This is a genomic window from Staphylococcus croceilyticus, from assembly GCF_002902575.1.
GTDB classification, from domain to species: domain Bacteria; phylum Bacillota; class Bacilli; order Staphylococcales; family Staphylococcaceae; genus Staphylococcus; species Staphylococcus croceilyticus.
Window position 1 is genome coordinate 1 of record NZ_PPRD01000036.1, and the last position, 20078, is coordinate 20078.

Consider the following 20078-nt stretch of genomic DNA (forward strand, 5'->3'; position numbering starts at 1 on the left):
CAGTCCAACTACCATCGGCGCTAAGGAGCTTAACTTCTGTGTTCGGCATGGGAACAGGTGTGACCTCCTTGCCATTGTCACCAGACAATAACTTACTCAATCAATTATACTATCGATTATTTTAACTTTCAATAGTCAATTTTACACTTTGTTAAAATTTCTTTTACAAGCGTTTTACAAAATTAACTTTCGTTTTTGACGACTTTTATATCATATAATATTTAAATGATAATGTCAATAACTTTTTCAAACTTTTTTAATTAGTTTTAAAAGCATTAACTGATTTGTTCTTTTTTTGAGAACACTCATAATATATTAGCACATCATTTGTTCTGTGACTACTCTTTTTTTCTATAATTTCCAATGAATTTTTCACTCTTTTTTACTTTTGATATTATTATTGAAGTTTGATCTGTTTTAATATTTTTTAACGTTATGTTAATCTCTTTTCAACTCCTCAACATACATTCTTAATATTGACTTAAACATATTCCTTCTAAATACAAAAACGCTATCTACAAGCAAGTAGATAGCGCCACAATAACTTACTATTTATTATTTTTGTCTCATGTAAGGGAATAATAATACGTCTCTGATAGATGGTGAGTCTGTTAGTAACATTACTAAACGGTCAATACCGATACCTAATCCACCTGTTGGAGGCATACCATATTCTAATGCTTCAATGTAGTCTTCATCCATTTCATGTGCTTCGTCATTACCTTGTTCTTTTTCAACAAGTTGGGCTTCGAAACGTTGACGTTGATCGATAGGATCATTTAACTCAGTAAATGCATTTGCATGCTCTCTACCTACGATGAATAACTCAAAACGATCAGTAAATCTTGGATCTTCAGGATTTTTCTTAGCTAATGGAGAGATTTCAATTGGGTGACCATAAATAAATGTTGGTTGAATTAATGTTTCTTCTACTTTTTGTTCGAAGAATTCATTTAAGATATGGCCGTATTTCATATTCTCTGTAATTTCAATACCATGTTCTTTAGCTAAAGCTTTAGCTTCGTCATCAGATTTAACTTGATAGAAGTCTACACCTGTCGCTTCTTTAACAGCATCTACAATGTGTAAACGTGTCCAAGAAGATTCTAAATCAATTTCTTCACCATTATATTGAACTTTTGCTGAACCTAAGACTTCTTGTGCGATATGTCTAACCATTGATTCAGTTAGATCCATGATATCGTGATAGTCAGCGTATGCTTCGTATAATTCAATCATTGTAAATTCTGGGTTATGGCGTGTTGATACACCTTCATTACGGAACACACGACCAATTTCGTAAACTTTTTCAAGTCCACCTACAATTAAACGTTTTAAATGTAATTCAATCGCGATACGCATGTATAATGTAGCATCTAATGCGTTATGGTGTGTAACGAAAGGACGCGCAGCAGCACCACCAGCGATTTGATGCATCATTGGTGTTTCAACTTCTAAGTAACCTCTTTGATTTAAGTAGTTTCTCATTTCTTGAATGATTTTACTACGATTGATAAATGTACGTGTGCTTTCTTCGTTTGTAATTAAGTCTAAATAGCGTTGACGATATCTTTGTTCGATATCTTGTAGTCCATGGAATTTATCAGGTAATGGTCTTAAAGCTTTTGCTAACATTGTAAATGATTTAGCTTTTACTGATAATTCACCTGTATTTGTTTTGAACATTACACCTTCAATACCAACGATGTCACCTAAGTCAGCACTTTTCCAAAGATTATCGAAGTCTTCTTCTCCAATTTGATCTTTACGTACATAAATTTGAATTTGACCTGTTAAATCTTGAACGTGTGCAAATCCAGCTTTACCTTTACCACGTTTTGTCATTAAGCGACCAGCAATTGAAACATGGCTGTCATCTTCTTTGTCATGTAATTCTTCTTTAGAGAATTGATCCCATTGTTCTTTTAATTCGCTAGCTGTTGCCGTACGTTCAAAACGTTTACCAAATGGATCGATTCCTAAATCGATTAATTCTTGTAGTTTTTGACGACGGACCTGCATTTGGTCATTCATTTCTTCTGACATAACTTTCTCTCCTTTAGCTTCGTTATTCTTGCCAATCATTCCATATATTCATTTTGGAAGCCTTACAAGCAAGATATCTATCATTTTTGTTCAGTATTAGCCTGGTTTAATGTTTCATATGCTTTACTGTTAACTTTGCACGTTTAAGGTACTAAGATGTATGTTGAAGCATTTTCATTTCACCATTTTCATCTTTTAATTCTACTAAACGATGGAAAGGTAATAAAGCATTTTCTCCTTTATCCTGACCCGGAGCCTTTTCAAATAATAACCTCTTAATCTTTATACTTCTTAACGGTGTCGTCTGCCATAACTAGCTCGCCGATAGTTTGATTAGAGCGAGGTTCCACTTTATTTGAGGCTATATCATTTAAAGGTATCAATACAAAGGCACGTTCATTCATGCGAGGATGCGGAATGCTTAAATCCTCTTCTTCGACTACTTCATCGCCATAAAGCAAGATGTCGACGTCTAATGTTCTAGGGCCCCAACGAATTTCTCTAACTCTATGCAAATGTTGCTCCGTTTCTAAACAATGTTTTAGAAGTGCTTGAGGCGTCAACTCTGTGTTGATTTCTATGCATAAATTTAGAAAATTAGGTTGATCCGTATAGCCGACTGGTGCGGTTTCATAGATTGGGGAAGTTTGAACTACCTCGATACCTTCTGTACTATCCAGCAGTCGAATGGCTTCTTGCAATTGTTGTTCTCTATCTCCAATATTACTTCCTAGACCTAAATATGCTTGTACCATTTAACGATTCTCCCTCACTATCTCTATGCCTACACCATCATAATGCCCCGGTATAGGTGGATTCTCTTTAGTGATTCTGACTTTCGTTTCCATTACACGATTATAGTGTGAATTTATACGTTTTGCAATACGTTCGGCTAGATGCTCAATTAAATTGCAAGGTGGTCCTTCCACAATCTCTTTTACATCTTCAAATACTTCGCCATAGTGCACTGTATCAGTGACCTCATCGGATTGACCCGCTTCAGCTAAGTCTACTTTCAATGTCACATCGACTACGAAGATTTGTCCTATTTCATTCTCTGCAGAAAGCGCGCCGTGATATCCGTAAAAACGCATACCTTTAAGAAAGATTATGTCGTTCATCTTCATTCTCCTTTAAGAAGTCCATACTTTGGCCTAAACACGCATTTAATTGAACATTGTGTACGCGTACAGCTTTAACGCCTTTCATTATACCATAGGCCGTAGTAGCAGCTGTGGCTTCATCACGTTCCAGCGCTTTCGTTTCTGTACCTATCATTTCTTTAATAAAACGTTTACGGCTTGTAGCTAATAAAATAGGATACTCTGTGGCTACTAGCTCATCTAATCGCGCCATGACTTCATTTTCTTCTTCACGTGTCTTCGCGAAACCAATACCTGGATCTAACCATATCTTATGTTGCGGAATGCCGGCCATTTCAGCCTTGTTTGCTTGAGTCATTAAAGATAACAACATTTCTTCTACTACAGGTTGCTCACGATGACCATCACCGTTATGCATTAATACAATTTCTGCATCGTATTCAGCGACTTTATCTATAATTTTAGGATCGTATAATCCAGCCCATTGATCATTAATCATCGTTGCACCAAGTTTCAAGCAAGCTTCGGCTACTTCACTGCGATACGTATCAACTGATATTTGCACACCTAATGACACTAATTTTTCTACTACAGGCACGACACGTTCTAATTCTTCTTCTAATGGCACTTCAGTATAGCCTGGTCTTGTAGATACGCCCCCAACATCTATAATATCTACGCCTTCTTCAATCATTTCTTTGGCACGTGCCACGGCGTTTTCAACTGAGTTATATTTTCCTCCATCAGAGAATGAGTCAGGCGTCACATTTAAGATGCCCATAATTTTTGTTTTCGTCATTATTGTCACCCTTCACTATTTTTAAAAATGAAAACAAGGTCTGGACAAAAGCGTTTAGGATTTAAGCAGAACCGAACGATAAGCAAAATTACTTCTCAAATTTTGTCGAGTCGTGAACCCCCAACTTGCTTTACTTGTAGAATTTCTTAATGAAATTCTCTGTGTTGGGGCCCCGCTGCCGAGGATCCTATTTTTGGGAAGATGTTAAGTTATTTCCCAGTGTATGTATTCTTTTTGTCTCATCCCTATTTTAATTTTTTACTCACTTTTAATGATACACTCATTTGAGCAACATTGCAGTGTTCGTAATTGAGGAATTTGTTTAGAATGTCTGCGTGTATTGCAGTGCCTTTTCAAAAAATAAAAAAGCTAGCAAAGCAATGAAGCTTCACTAGCGTATAGATAGCGACGTTTAATTAGTCGTCGAATGAATATAATGGTGTTGATAGGTAACGTTCACCGTTACTTGGTAATACAGTTACAACTGTTTTACCTTTACCTAATTCTTTAGCTTTTTGGATAGCTGCATAGATTGCTGCGCCTGAAGAAATACCTGCTAAGATACCTTCTTCTTTAGCGACGCGGCGTGCCATTTCCATTGCAGTGTCGTTGCCAACTTTAATAATGCTTTCATAAATGTCTGTGTTTAATGTGTCTGGTACGAAACCTGCACCTAAACCTTGTAATTTATGAGGACCAGGTTCGCCACCACTTAATACTGGTGAAGCTTCTGGTTCGATTGCAACGATTTCGATGTTAGGATATTTTTCTTTTAATACTTTACCTACACCAGATAATGTACCGCCTGTACCTACACCTGCTAAGAAGGCATCGATTTGTTTACCTTCGAATTGTTCAACAAGTTCTGGGCCAGTTGTTAACGCATGTATTTCTGGGTTAGCTGGGTTTTCGAATTGTTGTGGCTCAAAGTAGCCATGTTCTTCTTTTAATTCTTTAGCTTTTTTAATAGCACCTTTCATAGCTTCTGATCCTGGTGTTAATACTAATTCAGCACCGTAAGCTTTTAATAAGTTACGACGTTCTGAACTCATTGTTTCAGGCATTGTGAATACTGCTTTGTAACCTTTAGCAGCACATACGAAAGCTAATCCAATACCAGTGTTACCACTTGTAGGTTCTACGATTGTATCGCCTGGTTTGATTTTACCTTCTTTTTCAGCTTTTTCGATCATAGCTAATGCGATACGGTCTTTTACTGAACCGCCTGGATTTTGATATTCTAATTTTACATAAACATCTGCTGCATCTTCGTCTACTACGTTTCTTAATTTTACTACCGGTGTATTGCCAATGATTTGTGTAATATTATCTACTGGTTTTTGTGCCATTGAAAAAACGCTCCTTTAACATTCTAATTTAAAACTTAGTTTTTCTATCGGATATAGTTATATTCTATCAGAATTTTCTAAAAAGACAAAGAGAATTATTTTTATGCGACTAATGAAATTACTTTTTTCTTATATATAATAACTTTACCACAAAGTCATTTTAATAAACTCAGAAGGGTTTAAGAGAGCTTGTGAAAAAGAAATTAAAGTATACAGACTGTGATGTTTTATCTACATTCTACAGTCTGCACATATGATTTCCAGAATCACCTATTTCATAGAAGCAAGCAACTCTTCTAGTTCACCCTCAGAGTATTGATATTTATTACCACAGAAGTGACAAATCGCTTCAGCGCCATGATCTTCTTTAATCATGCTTTGAATTTCTGCTTCTCCTAATCCTTTAATTGCGTTTAAGAATTTTTCGTGACTACAGTTACATTCAAATTGCGCATCCATTGTTTCTAAGATTTGAACATTATCTTCTCCAAGAATTTCATTTAAGATACCTTCTGGCGTTAGGCCTTGTTCAATTAATTTAGATACAGGTTGCATATTATTAATCGCTTCTTCTAATTTAGTAACGGTTTCATCTTTTGCACCAGGCATTACTTGAATGATAAATCCGCCTGCTGCTTTAATTGAATTATCTGGGTTAACTAATACACCTAATCCTACTGATGATGGTGTTTGTTCACTTGTAGCAAAGTAATATGTGAAATCTTCACCTAATTCACCAGATACAATTGGACTAGCCCCTGAGAAGTAGTCTTTCATGCCTACATCTTTAACGACTTGAATTGAACCATTTGTTCCAACTGCACGTCTCACATCTAATTTACCTTGTGCATTAAGTGGGAAATGCGTTTGAGGATGATCGACATATGCACGTACGTTACCTTGTGCATCAGCGTCAGCAATGATACGTCCAATTGGCCCTTTACCATCCACTGTTACTGTTAATTTTTGATCCCCTTTTAACATTGCTCCCATTAATAGAGTAGCTGTCATTGTTCTGCCCATTGCAGCTGAGGCTGTTGGCCATGTGTAATGACGTGTTTGCCCTTCTTGGACAGATTCAGTAGTTAAAGCAGCATAAGCACGAATTTCTCCATCGAAAGCTAATGATTTTACTATATAATCATGTGTCATTTATTTATCTCCTTTATTGCAGTTTATATTTTTATATTACTTATTTTTGGAAAATTAAAACCTATTAATTTGTTATCTTTAAGGACACTTATTCTACACTTGTTCAATAAGAATATGAAGTAACTTGCTTTACACTCATTACTCGCAATTTTGTAACGTATTAAAAAATCTCTTTCAACTAAGGGGTGTACCTTAGTGAAAGAGATTTTAATCTTCAAAGATTATATTTATCTATTTAGGATCGTTTGGATTATAAGGCTTGTCAATATTTGGTGATTGTTCGTAGCCTGTATCATCCTTGTCGTCTGAATCTCTGCGTGAACCTGAATGATGGTCATCATGAGAATCATCACGGTAGCGATCCTGTTCGTCACGATAAGGTCTACCTTCACGCTGACGATGTCTACGCTCGTGATTAATGTCACGGCGTTCTTCACGGTCTTCCTCTTCTTTTTCACGACCTTCGTCTAGTTGTTCTTTGCGAATATCGTCGTAAGATTTACCGTATTTACCTTGACTGAATTCTGAATCGTCATCGTCTTTAACAACGCGAGCAGCATCATAATCAACTTCAGGTAAGACACCATCGTAGAATAATGAACGAATTTGTTCAGCTACTAATGTTTCTTCAGTTAATAATGTCTTAGCAATAAGTTTTAATTGCTCTTCATGTTCTAATAAGATGCGTTTACAACGTTCATATTGTTCTTTAATGATACGTTGTACTTCTTTATCAATTTCATAAGCAATTTGACCAGAGTAGTTAGGTTCACCTTGCATATCTTTACCTAAGAATACTTGTCCGCCACCGCTTGATGAGAATTGTAGTGGTCCAAGTTTTTCACTCATACCATATTCAGTAACCATAGAGCGAGCAATTTGAGTTGCACGTTCAAAGTCATTAGAAGCACCTGTAGATACCTCATGGAAGTTAATATCTTCAGATACACGTCCACCTAATAATCCACAAATCTTATCTAATAATTCTGGTTCTGTCATTAAGAAACGATCTTGCTTAGGTAACATCATCGCATAACCACCCGCTTGACCACGAGGTACGATAGTTACTTTGTGCACGACTTCTGCTTCATCAAGTACCATACCAATAACTGTGTGACCAGCTTCGTGATGTGCTACAATGTTACGTTCTTTATCAGAGATAACACGTGATTTCTTCGCTGGACCAGCAATAACGCGGTCTGTAGCTTCTTCAATGTCACGCATATCAATTTTGTTTTTACCTTCACGCGCTGCGATTAATGATGCTTCGTTTAATAAGTTCTCTAAGTCGGCACCTGAGAAGCCTGGTGTTCTTTGAGAAATGGCTTTTAAATCCACTGTTTCATCAAGTGGTTTGTTCTTAGCATGTACATGTAAAATCGCTTCACGTCCTTTTACATCTGGACGACCAACTTGAATTTGTCTGTCGAAACGACCTGGACGTAATAATGCAGGGTCTAAGATATCAGGACGGTTAGTTGCAGCGATCATGATAATACCTTCATTTTCACCGAAACCATCCATTTCAACTAATAATTGGTTAAGTGTTTGTTCACGTTCATCGTGTCCGCCACCAACACCAGCACCACGTTGACGACCAACAGCATCAATTTCATCGATGAAAATGATACATGGTGCATTTTTCTTAGCATTTTCGAATAAATCACGTACACGGCTCGCACCTACACCGACGAACATTTCAACGAAATCAGAACCACTGATTGAGAAGAATGGCGCGCCAGCTTCACCGGCAACAGCACGTGCTAATAATGTTTTACCTGTACCTGGAGGGCCAACTAATAAAACACCTTTAGGTATTCTTGAACCCATTTGTTTGAATTTTTTATTATCTTTTAAGAAGTCAACAATCTCGATTAATTCTTGCTTTTCTTCATCTGCCCCAGCCACATCAGTGAAACGAACACGACGTTTTTGGTTATCGTACATTTTCGCTTTAGATTTACCAAAGTTCATCATACGACCGCCACCGCCGCCACCTTGTGCTTGGCTAAGGAAGAAGATAAATAATAAAGCAATTACTAATACTGGAATGAGTGTAGTCAACATGCTGACAAATACACTTTGTTTTTCTTCTTCTTTAACTTTAAAATCTAGTCCTTTTTGACTGCGTGCTTCATCTGTAATTTTCTGTAAGTCTTTATCGTTATTGTATAAAATCGTTGAAGAATAATCTTCATCATTTTTCGTTTTACCACTTACCAAGTACACATTTTGCTCAGGTTGGATTTGTAAGGATTTAAGATCACCTTTATCCAATTTTTCTACAAACTGTGAATAGGAAAGTTGCTTCGGTTGAGTGCCATTCCCATTTATGTATGAGAAGACGCCGAATAGAATAACGCCAATAATTGCGATAACTAGCACATTGCGAAAAGCTTTCTGCATGCGTCATTTCCTCCTATTTCTATAATAAAGCTAACAAAAATTGTAACACAACACTTCTCTTGAAGGCTAGCATTTCAACTTTTGTAGCACTTTTCTATTTTTTCATTTTCCCAATATCATTGTTTCTACATTTGAACCGTTTTTTGAAAAAAAGGCAAATTTTTCAAAGCCATTTCATGCTTTTCAGAGTGAAAATAATTAATATAAAATGAAGTCTACACTAAATTATAAATTAAGTATAGTTAAACAAGGTCTGGACAAAAGCGCTTAGGATTTGAGCAGAACCGAACGATGAGAAAAATTGTTTTTCAAATTTTGTCGAATCGTGAATCCCCAACTTGCTTTGTTTGTAGAATTTCTGAATGAAATTCTCTGTGTTGGGGCCCCGCTGCCGAGGATCCTGTTTTTGGGAAGCCGTCAATGAGTTTCCTAACACAAAAAGTCTCATGCCACAGCCTTTTATTAATTCAAAAACCTTTAATTATTTATTGTAAATTTCAGGTTTTAATGTTCCAATGTATGGTAAGTTACGATAGTGTTCTGCGTAGTCTAAACCGTAACCCACAACGAATTCGTCAGGAATTTTCTTACCTACGTATTTCGCTTCGATATCCGCTTTACGACGGTTTGGTTTATCTAATAATGTTACGATTTCTAAAGAATTAACTTTACGTGATTGAAGTAATTCAGTAATTGATTTTAAAGTTGTACCAGTTTCTAAAATATCTTCAATAATTAACACGTCTTTATTCTCAATAGAAGAACCTAAGTCTTTTAAGATTTGAACTTCTCCAGTAGATTCTGTTCCACCGTGGTAACTTGAAACATCCATGAAATCAATCGCTAAATGCGTATCAATACGTTTAATTAAGTCTGCCATAAACATTACAGAACCTTTTAAGATACCTACGCATACAAGTGGTTTATCTTTATAGTCGCGAGTAATTTGCTCACCTAATTCTTTACAAATCGTTTGAATATCTTCTTCAGATAATAAAATGTTTTTTAAATCGTCCTTCATTTATCATTCATCTCCAATTTTTTTAATTTCTATATTATCCTTATAATTTGATTTTATATATAAATGGCCCACAGCGATAATAGTATGCTGTTGGTCTTCAATCAATGGCATTTGTGCACGTTCATCGTTACTCACTTTATTATCAATGAACAAGCGACTCACCTTTTTATGCCCTTCACGTCCGTTCATCTTAATTTTATCCCCGTTGCGACGCGTACGAATCGTTAAAGGCCACTCCCAACAAGCGTTATGCGCCTGAATGGTGATGACATAGTCTCCGAAACGATAAGTTCCAGCTTGTGTCACCACTTGCTCTTTGTTTATAGGTGCCTCTTTTTTAGCCATTATTATAAATTTATCATAAGCAATTTGAATTATCCATGTTTCAGAAAGAGTAATCTCAATTTGTGCTACACGACTGTTAATTTGTTCAAACCACGCTTCATAATTTTTTTCTGAAAATGAAACCCGCAAATGGATAGAGTCAAACAATTGATCCAACAACACCATTTTAGTTACATTGTCCAATTGATTGAAAGCGTCTCGTGAAAATTGCATATGTGTATGGTCCGCGTTGATTGCAACTTCTTGTTGAATAAATTCATTCACACGTTGACGTGTCTGTTGTAATTGTATATCATGCCATGCTTTTAATTTTAATAATTGAGCTGTATCAAGGTCTGCATTGTTATCAATAGAAGGTAAAAGTCGATTGCGAATATCATTGCGTGCGTATTTATTGTCACTATTTGAAGCATCTTCATAATAAGGAACCTGATATGATTGCTGATAGCTACAAATATCAGCTTTATACGTATTTAATAATGGACGACACAATTTATAATGTTTTCGCCATGACACGTTATCCATGCCGAGTGAACTACGCGTCGACCTTCCAGTAAATACACGATAAAAAATCGTTTCTAATTGATCGTTTAAATGATGGGCAGTTAGTAAAGCGTCCGCTTCAAGTCGTTGCATCATCTCATCAAACCATGCATACCGTTGTTGCCTAGCATCTGCTTGAATGCTTTTACCTTGTTGCACTAGCCCAGATAAATCTAAGTGTTTCACATAACAAGGTGCATTATGTTGGGCACAAAAGTTACGAATAAATGCTTCTTCTTGTTGTGACGCTTCTCTTAAGCCGTGGTTAATATGTAAACATGAGATACGCGCATAAGTATGAGAAAGCTCATGAAGTAAGCGATGTAAAAGACACATGCTATCTATACCAGTAGATACCGCGATAACAATATGATCTTTTTCATCCCATAGTGATGTGTTCACTTCCACTTTGTCGCCCTCCTACTTCTTTCTTCTACCTTCATATCTAATGGGTGTTATTATCAAAAAAGGAGTGGGACTGAATTCTAACTATAGAATTCATGGCCCCACCCCGCACAGATAATAAGTACCAGAAGTCGATTACCTGTTGCGCATATAAACTATATATTTCATTTCATAGGACATACATGCCCATACCAATATGGCTTATAGTTATAGTTTAACTTTGACCTCTAGAGTATATTCAAATTAACGTCTTGAACCTTTACCGCCACGTCTTGATTCAGTTTGGCGTTTAATTGAAGTTAATTTATCTTCACTATCTTTCAAGAAGTTACTTAATTTCTTTTCAAAATCTTCACCTTTTTGTTGAGGTGATTTGTTTTGATGTGATTTATGATGTGGTCTGCGTGGACGATCTTTCGCTTTTTTAATTGAAAGACTGATTTTACCGTCTTCAGCAATTGATAAAACTTTTACTTCAACTTCGTCTCCAACTGATAAATGGTCTTCTACATTCTCAACATAGTTATCAGCTACTTCACTGATATGAACTAAGCCGCTTTTCCCTTCAGGTAACTCTACGAACGCACCAAATTTTTTGATACCAGTAACTTTACCTTTTAGCTTATTTCCTACTTCGATTGACATATTCTAAATAAATCCTCCCGATTATGATTCGATTTTAACCTTATTATATTCCTGTTTTAATATTTTCACAATGCTATAAAATGATTATTTTGTACAAGATAACCATCGCTATTTTCTAACTATCTTCCAATTATCTAGTTGCTATCGGAGGATTGAGAATCTGATGATTTCTTATCATTTGGCAATTTAAATATGACTTCGCCTTTATTACTCAAGTAATAATCATCTCTTGCAATTTTTTCAATATAATCTTTATCATTTAAATTATTGAGTTCTTCTTTTAATGCTAGTTCTTCATCTTGTTTCTTTTGAAATTGTTCTTCTTTATGTTTACGTTCAACGGCTGCTTGTTCGTTACTGTGTTTTTGGACGACAAGCATGATAGATAGAATAATGATAATGGCTAACAACAAGCCTCCAAAGACTGTGATACGACGACGTACCACGCGCATCTTTTTTTGTTGACGTCTTTTCTTACGATTTCTTTCAGAGGTATACTGGTTTCCAATATTTTCTACCTTATTACTCATAGCTTGCCACCTCCTTCAATCTATTCTTCATTGAATTCATTGTTAATACGTTCTTCTTTAATTAAGTCATACATACCTTTAGCATTTTCTTTTGATGCATGTTCGCTTAAACCTGTAACTTTCACAGTAACGCGTTTCTGACCGAAACGAATCACTAATTCATCTTCTACTTTTACGTCTGTACCCGCTTTGGCTACGTTACCATTTACAGTGATACGACCTTGATCACTAATTTCTTTCGCTAATGTACGACGTTTTACTAGTCGTGATACTTTTAAATATTTATCTAATCTCATGAATTACGCTCCCCTTGTTGTAAGAAATTTCTAAGGGTTTCTTCATCAAAATCCTTATTTTTTGTTTTATCATACAATGACATGAAATGGTCTGCAAATACTTTCTCGAATTTTACGCGAGGCATTTTGCCTTCTTTACTTTTCGCTGTCGCCCAAATATCTGTTAAATCATCGATAGATTCCGCTTCTTCCTCACCGAAGATATGCGGATGACGACGTATCATTTTCGCATTTAAGCTTTCAATGATTTCTTTAATATCCATGTAGCCTTCTTTTTTACCAATGTTGGCATGTAATAACACTTGAAGTAAAATATCGCCAAGTTCTTCAATCATATGCCAATCATCTTCATTGTCTATGGCTTCAAAGAGTTCGAAACTTTCTTCAATTAAATAACGTTTTAACGACTCATGCGTTTGAACACGATCCCATGGGCAACCATTCTCGTCGTCTACTAAACGATCGATTGTCTGAACTGCGAAATCGAAGTCTTGGTACATCGCTTCATCGTTCGTTACTTTAGGTACAAAGACACTCGTTAAATTATTGAAAATGTCTTCGTCTCGGTCTAACTCGAATAGTGGTACTTCTACTACACTAGCACCTGTACTATGAGCACCAGTTACGACTTTAACTAACATATCATCTGGATAACGTTCCATTAATGTGATTTTAATATCAGCGGCAACCATAGCACTATATACCTGAGTGATAAGTGTATGCGTGCGAATGTTTAACACATTTTCAGATAAAGCCGTCCCATCTAATAATGTGAAACCATCGTTAGGATCTTCATCGATGGCAGCAAATACATCATCAATAAAGCTTTTGCCACCTAACACTTTAACCTCTACATCGTCATGATTTGCGCTATATTCAAGCAATTTAGCTGTTGTCGTTTCAGCGACACGTGGATGGCCTGGCACCGCATAAACGATGTCGCCTGTCGTAGCTTTCTCAATCAATGTATCTACAATTTGTTGATACACTGATGCGAAATCATCATTATTCTCATAAATACTGTCGAAACTTTCAAATGTTAATTCATTCTGTAAGCTAGCAATCACTGGATGATCAACTGTACGCGCATAAATATGTTGATGTTCTTTAAGGAAACGATAGATGCCAAGCGGTAAGTCATCTATATCATAGTTCCCTAAACCAACAATAGTAATTGTGTGTGTCATGAACGTCTTCCTTTCTTCATAAGATAGAGTTTATCACCAAATGGTAAATGTTTAAGTTCTTTATATCCTAAAATGTTCATATACATAACTAAGACGAGTAAAACAACAATACCGATAACGGCTACAATCAGAAGTTCTACGAGTCCGCCTAAACGACCAACGGGTGGCATGACATACATCATAAATTGAACTACAAGTGACATGATAGCTAAAGCAAATAGTGTCTTTAATATGAAATAACGCATGCGATCAAAACGATAATGTTTCATTACCTCAACGTGTAAAACCACAACAAATAAAACTAGCGAAAGAATGGTGCTTACACTTGCACCTGCAATACCAAATTGATGGATAAGTACGATGTTTAGTATAGCTTTAGATACCAGTCCTATTATAACGCCAATCATTATTGGGCGAATACGGTTAAACACTTGTAGTAAAGCAATATCCATCATGATAAGCGACACGCATATTACAGTTAACATATAAAAACCTAATGTGAAACTTAGGCTATCTGTCTTGAAGAAGACGTGGTTCATAATAGGTAATAAATTAATCAATCCGATACCTGCCGCCGCACTGATTAAAATTGTGATTTTAAGTGAGGCGTTCGCGTAGCGATTCATTTGTACTCTATTATGGTCTTCAATCGCTTGTGTTAACAATGGAATGAGTACAAAGCTAAATGTTGTTGTGACGATGAGCCCCATTTGAATGAAAGAGGCGCCTCGATCGTATATGCCTTTTTGCATGATAGCTTGTTTGAATTGAAGTCCGAATGACTGTAAGGTATGAACGACTGTGAAGCTATCTATAAATTGCCACATGATGACTAATAGCTGACTTAAAGCAAAGATGACGGTTGCTATTAGTAGTTGTTTCCACGGGATGTGGGTTGTTGGGTTCTGCCTTTTCAATGGGAAAGGCTTAGTGAACATTAAATATAGGCTTGAGCCTAGGAATCCTAGTGCTGAGGCTAGGATGGCGAGTGTGCCGGCTTGGTATATGGTCCAATGTTTCACTGTGAATAGCGCGATGGCAATGATGATAATGCCGACGCGAATGAATTGTTCTATTACCTGGGAAATGGCAGGTATGTGCATGCGTTGTCTACTTTGGTAGTAGCCGCGAAATACGCCAAGTACACCGATGAAGAGGTAGCTTAGGCTTGCCATTTTCAGCATGGATGCAAGGTGTGGATCGCCCATGAGTCTCGCGATGGGATGGGCTAGTACTAGGATGATGGCAAAGATGGCCAATCCTAGTATTTGGAATCCGATGAGCACTCTGGAAAAGGCAGAGGCCTGACCATTACTACCTAGTGTTTGGGTGACGGCGCTTGGGATGGCGTTCATTGACAGGAGCATGCCTAATGCAACGATTGGATAAATCTGTTGATAGGCATAGAGCCCTGTATCGCCAAGCACGTTTTGATATGGAACGCGATAAATGGCGCTTAAGACTTTCACGACGACGAGTGCTAAGGTGAGTACGACAACGCCGTTGAAAGCAGCATGTTGCTGAGATGAGCCTTTCGTTGATACTGGATTTGTTGATGGTTGTTGGTTTGATTTGTCGTTGGATGTCGATGATGCGGATGGTGCTTGTCTTGATTGGTGTTTAGAGTTCATGTTCAATAACCATGCTTCCTTCTAAGCATTTAACTAAGAATTTCAGATTCTCAAGCCATTGTTTCGATTTCGTTAAAGTGATATGCATTTTACCTTCTTTAACGCCGAGTTTCATTGTGCGTCCTAAAGGTTGGGTTTGTTTAAATAGTTCTTCGCCATTGATTTGCTCAGTGCCTTTCGCTGATAAGAAAACTTCGATTTGCTTACCTTTATCTTTGATTAACGTCACACCTGTATGTAAGGCATGAATTTTAATTTCTACCATTTCTAATAGGCGTTCAACTTCTACTGGATAATCGTTGAAACGATCGATTAATTCGTCTTTAATATCGAAAAGTTGTTCTTCTGTTTCTACTTTACGCAGTTTTTTATAAATTTCAATTTTGGCTTGTTCATTTTGAATATATTGTGCTGGCAAGTAAGCATCCAGATGTAATTCCATTTCTACTTCTGGAGCATCAGGCGCTTCTTCTTTAATACCACGTTTTTCATTAACCGCTTCTTCAAGCATTTGTGAATACAAGTCGAAACCAACTGAGTCGATGAAGCCATGCTGTTGTTTCCCTAATAAGTTACCTGCCCCGCGGATATTTAAGTCACGCATTGCGATTTTAAATCCTGAACCTAATTCAGTAAATTCTTTAATCGCTTGTAGACGTTCTTCGGCAGTTTCAGTTAACACTTTATTCGCCGAATGTAAGAAATAGGCATAACCGATACGGCTCGAACGACCTACGCGTCCACGTAATTGATAAAGCTGACTCAAACCAAAGCGATCCGCTTCTTCAATGATTAATGTATTGGCGTTGGGTACGTCTACACCTGTTTCAATAATAGTTGTAGTAACTAAGATGTCATATTCACCATTGATGAAACTTAACATTGTTTCTTCAAGATCTCGTTCGGTCATTTGACCATGGGCGACCGCAATGTTAGCTTCTGGCATCAACATTTGGAGTTGCTCACGTTTTTCATAAATCGATTGTACTTTGTTATAAAGATAGAACACTTGTCCATCACGAGACAATTCTCGTTCTAACGCTTCTTTTATAAAATTACTATTTTGTTCCAGTACGTAAGTTTGGACTGGGAAGCGGTTCTCTGGAGGCGTTTCAATAACAGATAAATCACGTACACCTAACATACTCATATGCAATGTTCTAGGAATTGGCGTAGCTGTAAGGGTTAATACATCGACATTGGTTTTTAATGTTTTAATACGTTCTTTATGACGTACACCGAAACGTTGCTCTTCATCGACAATAAGTAAACCTAAATCTTTATATTGAATATCTTTACTTAATAATTTGTGGGTACCGACAACAATATCTACGTAACCAGATTTCAAGCCTTCTTTCGTTTCTTTTACTTCTTTTGCAGAGCGGAAACGACTAATAAGTTCAATTTGTACAGGGAAATCCTGCATACGCTCAATTAATGTTTCATAATGTTGTTGCGCTAAAATTGTAGTTGGCACTAAGAATGCTACTTGTTTCCCTTCCATTACTGCTTTAAATGCTGCACGTACGGCCACTTCTGTTTTACCGTAACCTACGTCACCACAAAGTAAGCGATCCATAGGACGTTCGCGTTCCATATCGCCTTTAATTTCTTCGATTGATTTCGCTTGGTCTGGTGTAAGCTCATAAGGGAAATCCATTTCAAATGCGGTTTGTTCTGCCGTGTCTTCGCCATATTGATAACCAACAGACATTTCACGTTCCTTATAAAGTGCGATGAGTTCATCTGCAATGTCTTCAACACTTTGTTGAACTTTCGCTTTCGTCTTCTTCCATTCAGAACCGCCCAATTTATTCAGACGCGGTGATTTATCTTCAGAAGCGACATATTTTTGAACTTGGTCCATTTGGTCAACAGGTACAAATAGTTGATCCGTACCCTTATATTGCAATTTAATATAATCGCGGTGAACGTCGCCTACTTCAAGTGTTTCAACGCCTAAATAGCGTCCTACACCATGATGCACGTGAACAATATAGTCACCTACATTTAAATCTTGGTAAGATTTAATTTTTTCAGCGTTAGACATCGTTTTCGTACGTTTACGCTGCTTTTTCTGTTTCGTTTTGAAAAGCTCACGCTCAGTAATTACGACCAATTGCATATACGGAAGTTCGTAACCTTCAGATAAACTACCTTCCGTCACGATAGCTTGGCCACTTTGAACTTCACTATGAATATTTGTCACGGTAGGAATGTGCATTTCATTTAACATTGATTGGATACGGTCCACTTTCGTTTCCGTTTCGACAAGCACGACAATCGTATAATCATTGTGCACATAGCGTTGGAATTCAGAACGCATAATGTCATATTGACCATAAAATTGTTGTACTGGTTTACATGAAAACTTAATAATATGTTGTAATTTCACTGGCATTGAAGACGTGAATAATGTGAAATAGGTTACTGGATAATGTCCAATCAACATTTCAAAACCGTCATATTGCATGAATGATTGCCCGATAAAACCATTACCACTGTCAATTAGATTCTGAATAAAATCATCAACTTCAGTTGTTAATGTCTTCTCAGTTTCTTTAATACGATTATATTCGTCGGCTACAATGATGGCATCCTTTTCAAAATAATCAATAAGTGTAGACGGCTTCTCATACATGAACGCCACAAGACGACGCAATAATTGATGATCGAAAAATGTCGCTTCAAACAATTTGAAACTTTCATATGTTTCTTTCAAATCATTACGGACTGATTTATCGATTTTAGGACGCGTATGTTCATAAGCAGCTTGCAATTCTGTTTGAAGATGTTGAATGACTTCATCAGTAATTACGTAATCGCTCGCAGTTGTGATATCTACGCTTTCAATATTGTCATTAGAACGTTGTGTTTCAACGTCAAAATCACGAATTGAATCTACTTCTGTATCAAATAATTCAATTCTGACCGGTTGTCCTATCAATGGATAAATATCGATGATGCCCCCACGTAGAGAGAATTCACCAATATGAGACACGACGCTTTCACGGCGATAACCCATGTTGACTAATTTATTAAGTAAACCATCGACATCAATATCATCACCAACGTTAAGTGTGATTTGATGGTCCTTCCACATCTCTACCGGTGTGAGCCATTTTTTCAAACCATTTAATGGAACGATAAATAACCCTTTCTCATTATGAGCTAAGGCAGTTAACGTGCGCACACGTTCACTCATAAGTTGAGGGCTTTGCGTTGAGAATTCTTCCGTCATAATATCTTGAACTGGATATTTATAAACTTCTGAACTATCCACATATTGTAAGATGTCTGTTTCTAACTTATCTGCTTGATATAAATTATTCGTGATTAATAACATTTGGCGCTGATCGCTGAGATACTTTTCAGCAATAATCGTCGCTTTTGCCGAGGGAGAGAGGCCAGTTACAAGAATATTCTCTTGACCGAAGACTTGGTCGAGTTCCTGGAATCGTTTATCTTTCTGTATATAATCTGAAATGATGGTTCTCAATTGACTTCTCCATTGTATTCATTCATAACATGGTCGAAGCGTGAACTTTCAATAAATGACTCTACTGCTTGCGCAGCGTGTTCAATCACTTTCTCCATTGTTATCATTTCATCTTTTGAAAATTTCTGTAATACATAATCCGGAACTGACATACCATTCGTTGGTCTCCCTACTCCAATACGAATACGCTTAAATTGATCGGTACCAAGATGTTTAATAATGGATTTCATACCGTTGTGACCACCAGCGCTTCCTTTTTGACGCAAGCGAATGTGACCTTGAGATAAATCCAAATCATCATAAAGGACGATTAAATCTTCTACATCAACATTATAATAATCCATCAGTGGTCCTACCGCTTCACCTGACAAATTCATCATTGTCATCGGTTCGATAAATAGGACTTTATCGCCATTAAGGCGTTCAATCGTATAAGCGCCTTTAAACTTTTGTTTATCTAATGAAAAGTCATGTTTCTCTAAAAGATAATCAATCACTTCAAAGCCGATATTGTGTCTTGTTAGTTCAAAACGTTTACCTATATTTCCAAGACCCACAATACATTTCATACGTGCAACCTCCAATGTGTTTTAATAGACGTTTTCACCCGTTCAGATGTCCGTCATATTGATTAATCATTATTCTATAACATTCCCTATCATAACACAAAAAAGGAGGGGAACAGAATTTCACTGTTCCACCCCGTAAAGATGATTAGAGCTGAGCTAAGGTTGATATAAGCGTCTCCTCCACTCAGTTTGCTATTGTGAATTTACATTGTAGCTTTAAAATATTATCTTTTATTTTAGATTCTTAAAAACTACATTATCATTTGTTAAATTATCCAATATTAAAAAAGAGCCAACGAATGATTCTTCATCTCTACCAGAGTTTATAGCAAATTCTCAAAAGAACAGTACTATGAGAAATTTAAATCCTCATACACTTACGTAAGTAGTTCTAAGGTAGATTACGAAGTGTAGTTGTGAAGGCTCCTAAGGGAGCAGTGCTGTTAATGAACCTAAGTGCTATAGCACTTAGGTAAGTAGTTCTAAAATGGATAATGGAACGTAGTTGAGCGACGCCTGAGGGAGCAGGATGAGTGTCGAGACCGTGGCTCG

At 36.7% G+C, this 20078-nt stretch carries 15 protein-coding genes, 1 rRNA gene and 1 pseudogene; all 17 read right to left on the bottom strand.

Features of this window, described 5'->3' with window-relative positions; all coding sequences use genetic code 11:
• Nucleotides 1-85: ribosomal RNA gene (gene rrf, locus CD128_RS05785) — 5S ribosomal RNA — on the bottom strand; the annotation flags it as partial.
• Nucleotides 86-555: 470 nt separating this feature from the next.
• Nucleotides 556-2046, bottom strand: a complete 1491-nt coding sequence (lysS, locus tag CD128_RS05790; RefSeq protein ID WP_103329090.1) for a lysine--tRNA ligase — start codon at nt 2044-2046, stop codon at nt 556-558.
• Between the two features lie 275 nt (nt 2047-2321).
• On the bottom strand, nt 2322-2801 hold the full coding sequence (folK, locus tag CD128_RS05795; RefSeq protein WP_103329091.1) for a 2-amino-4-hydroxy-6-hydroxymethyldihydropteridine diphosphokinase: 480 nt from the start codon (nt 2799-2801) through the stop codon (nt 2322-2324).
• Nucleotides 2802-3167, bottom strand: coding sequence for a dihydroneopterin aldolase (gene folB / locus CD128_RS05800; RefSeq protein ID WP_103329092.1), 366 nt, complete (start codon nt 3165-3167; stop codon nt 2802-2804).
• On the bottom strand, nt 3145-3948 hold the full coding sequence (folP, locus tag CD128_RS05805; RefSeq protein ID WP_103329093.1) for a dihydropteroate synthase: 804 nt from the start codon (nt 3946-3948) through the stop codon (nt 3145-3147). Before folP ends, folB begins: the two co-directional genes overlap by 23 nt.
• A 416-nt stretch (nt 3949-4364) precedes the next feature.
• On the bottom strand, nt 4365-5297 hold the full coding sequence (cysK, locus tag CD128_RS05810; protein WP_103329094.1) for a cysteine synthase A: 933 nt from the start codon (nt 5295-5297) through the stop codon (nt 4365-4367).
• 270 nt (nt 5298-5567) lie between these two features.
• The gene (gene hslO / locus CD128_RS05815; protein WP_103329095.1) at nt 5568-6449 is read right to left on the bottom strand and encodes an Hsp33 family molecular chaperone HslO; all 882 of its coding nucleotides are present in this window, start codon (nt 6447-6449) and stop codon (nt 5568-5570) included.
• Between the two features lie 231 nt (nt 6450-6680).
• Entirely contained in the window at nt 6681-8855 is a 2175-nt protein-coding gene (gene ftsH, locus CD128_RS05820) for an ATP-dependent zinc metalloprotease FtsH (RefSeq protein ID WP_103329096.1), read from the bottom strand.
• A gap of 481 nt (nt 8856-9336) precedes the next feature.
• Entirely contained in the window at nt 9337-9876 is a 540-nt protein-coding gene (hpt, locus tag CD128_RS05825; RefSeq protein WP_103329097.1) for a hypoxanthine phosphoribosyltransferase, read from the bottom strand.
• Nucleotides 9877-9879: 3 nt separating this feature from the next.
• A complete protein-coding gene (gene tilS, locus CD128_RS05830; protein ID WP_103329098.1) occupies nt 9880-11172 on the bottom strand; it encodes a tRNA lysidine(34) synthetase TilS in 1293 nt (430 codons plus the stop codon).
• A 240-nt stretch (nt 11173-11412) separates the two neighbouring features.
• Nucleotides 11413-11814 (bottom strand): S1 domain-containing RNA-binding protein, encoded by a 402-nt coding sequence (locus CD128_RS05835; protein ID WP_103298340.1) that lies wholly within the window; start codon nt 11812-11814, stop codon nt 11413-11415.
• Nucleotides 11815-11948: 134 nt separating this feature from the next.
• Entirely contained in the window at nt 11949-12344 is a 396-nt protein-coding gene (gene divIC, locus CD128_RS05840; protein WP_103329099.1) for a cell division protein DivIC, read from the bottom strand.
• Nucleotides 12345-12364: 20 nt separating this feature from the next.
• Nucleotides 12365-12640, bottom strand: coding sequence for an RNA-binding S4 domain-containing protein (locus CD128_RS05845; protein WP_103298342.1), 276 nt, complete (start codon nt 12638-12640; stop codon nt 12365-12367).
• Entirely contained in the window at nt 12637-13827 is a 1191-nt protein-coding gene (locus CD128_RS05850) for a MazG nucleotide pyrophosphohydrolase domain-containing protein (RefSeq protein WP_103329100.1), read from the bottom strand. Before CD128_RS05850 ends, CD128_RS05845 begins: the two co-directional genes overlap by 4 nt.
• Nucleotides 13824-15353, bottom strand: a pseudogene (locus CD128_RS05855) (oligosaccharide flippase family protein); the annotation flags it as partial. The gene CD128_RS05850 and the pseudogene CD128_RS05855, both read right to left, overlap by 4 nt.
• 94 nt (nt 15354-15447) lie before the next feature.
• Entirely contained in the window at nt 15448-18957 is a 3510-nt protein-coding gene (gene mfd / locus CD128_RS05860; RefSeq protein ID WP_103329101.1) for a transcription-repair coupling factor, read from the bottom strand.
• On the bottom strand, nt 18954-19526 hold the full coding sequence (gene pth / locus CD128_RS05865) for an aminoacyl-tRNA hydrolase (protein ID WP_103329102.1): 573 nt from the start codon (nt 19524-19526) through the stop codon (nt 18954-18956). Before pth ends, mfd begins: the two co-directional genes overlap by 4 nt.
• Between the last annotated feature and the right edge of the window lie 552 nt (nt 19527-20078).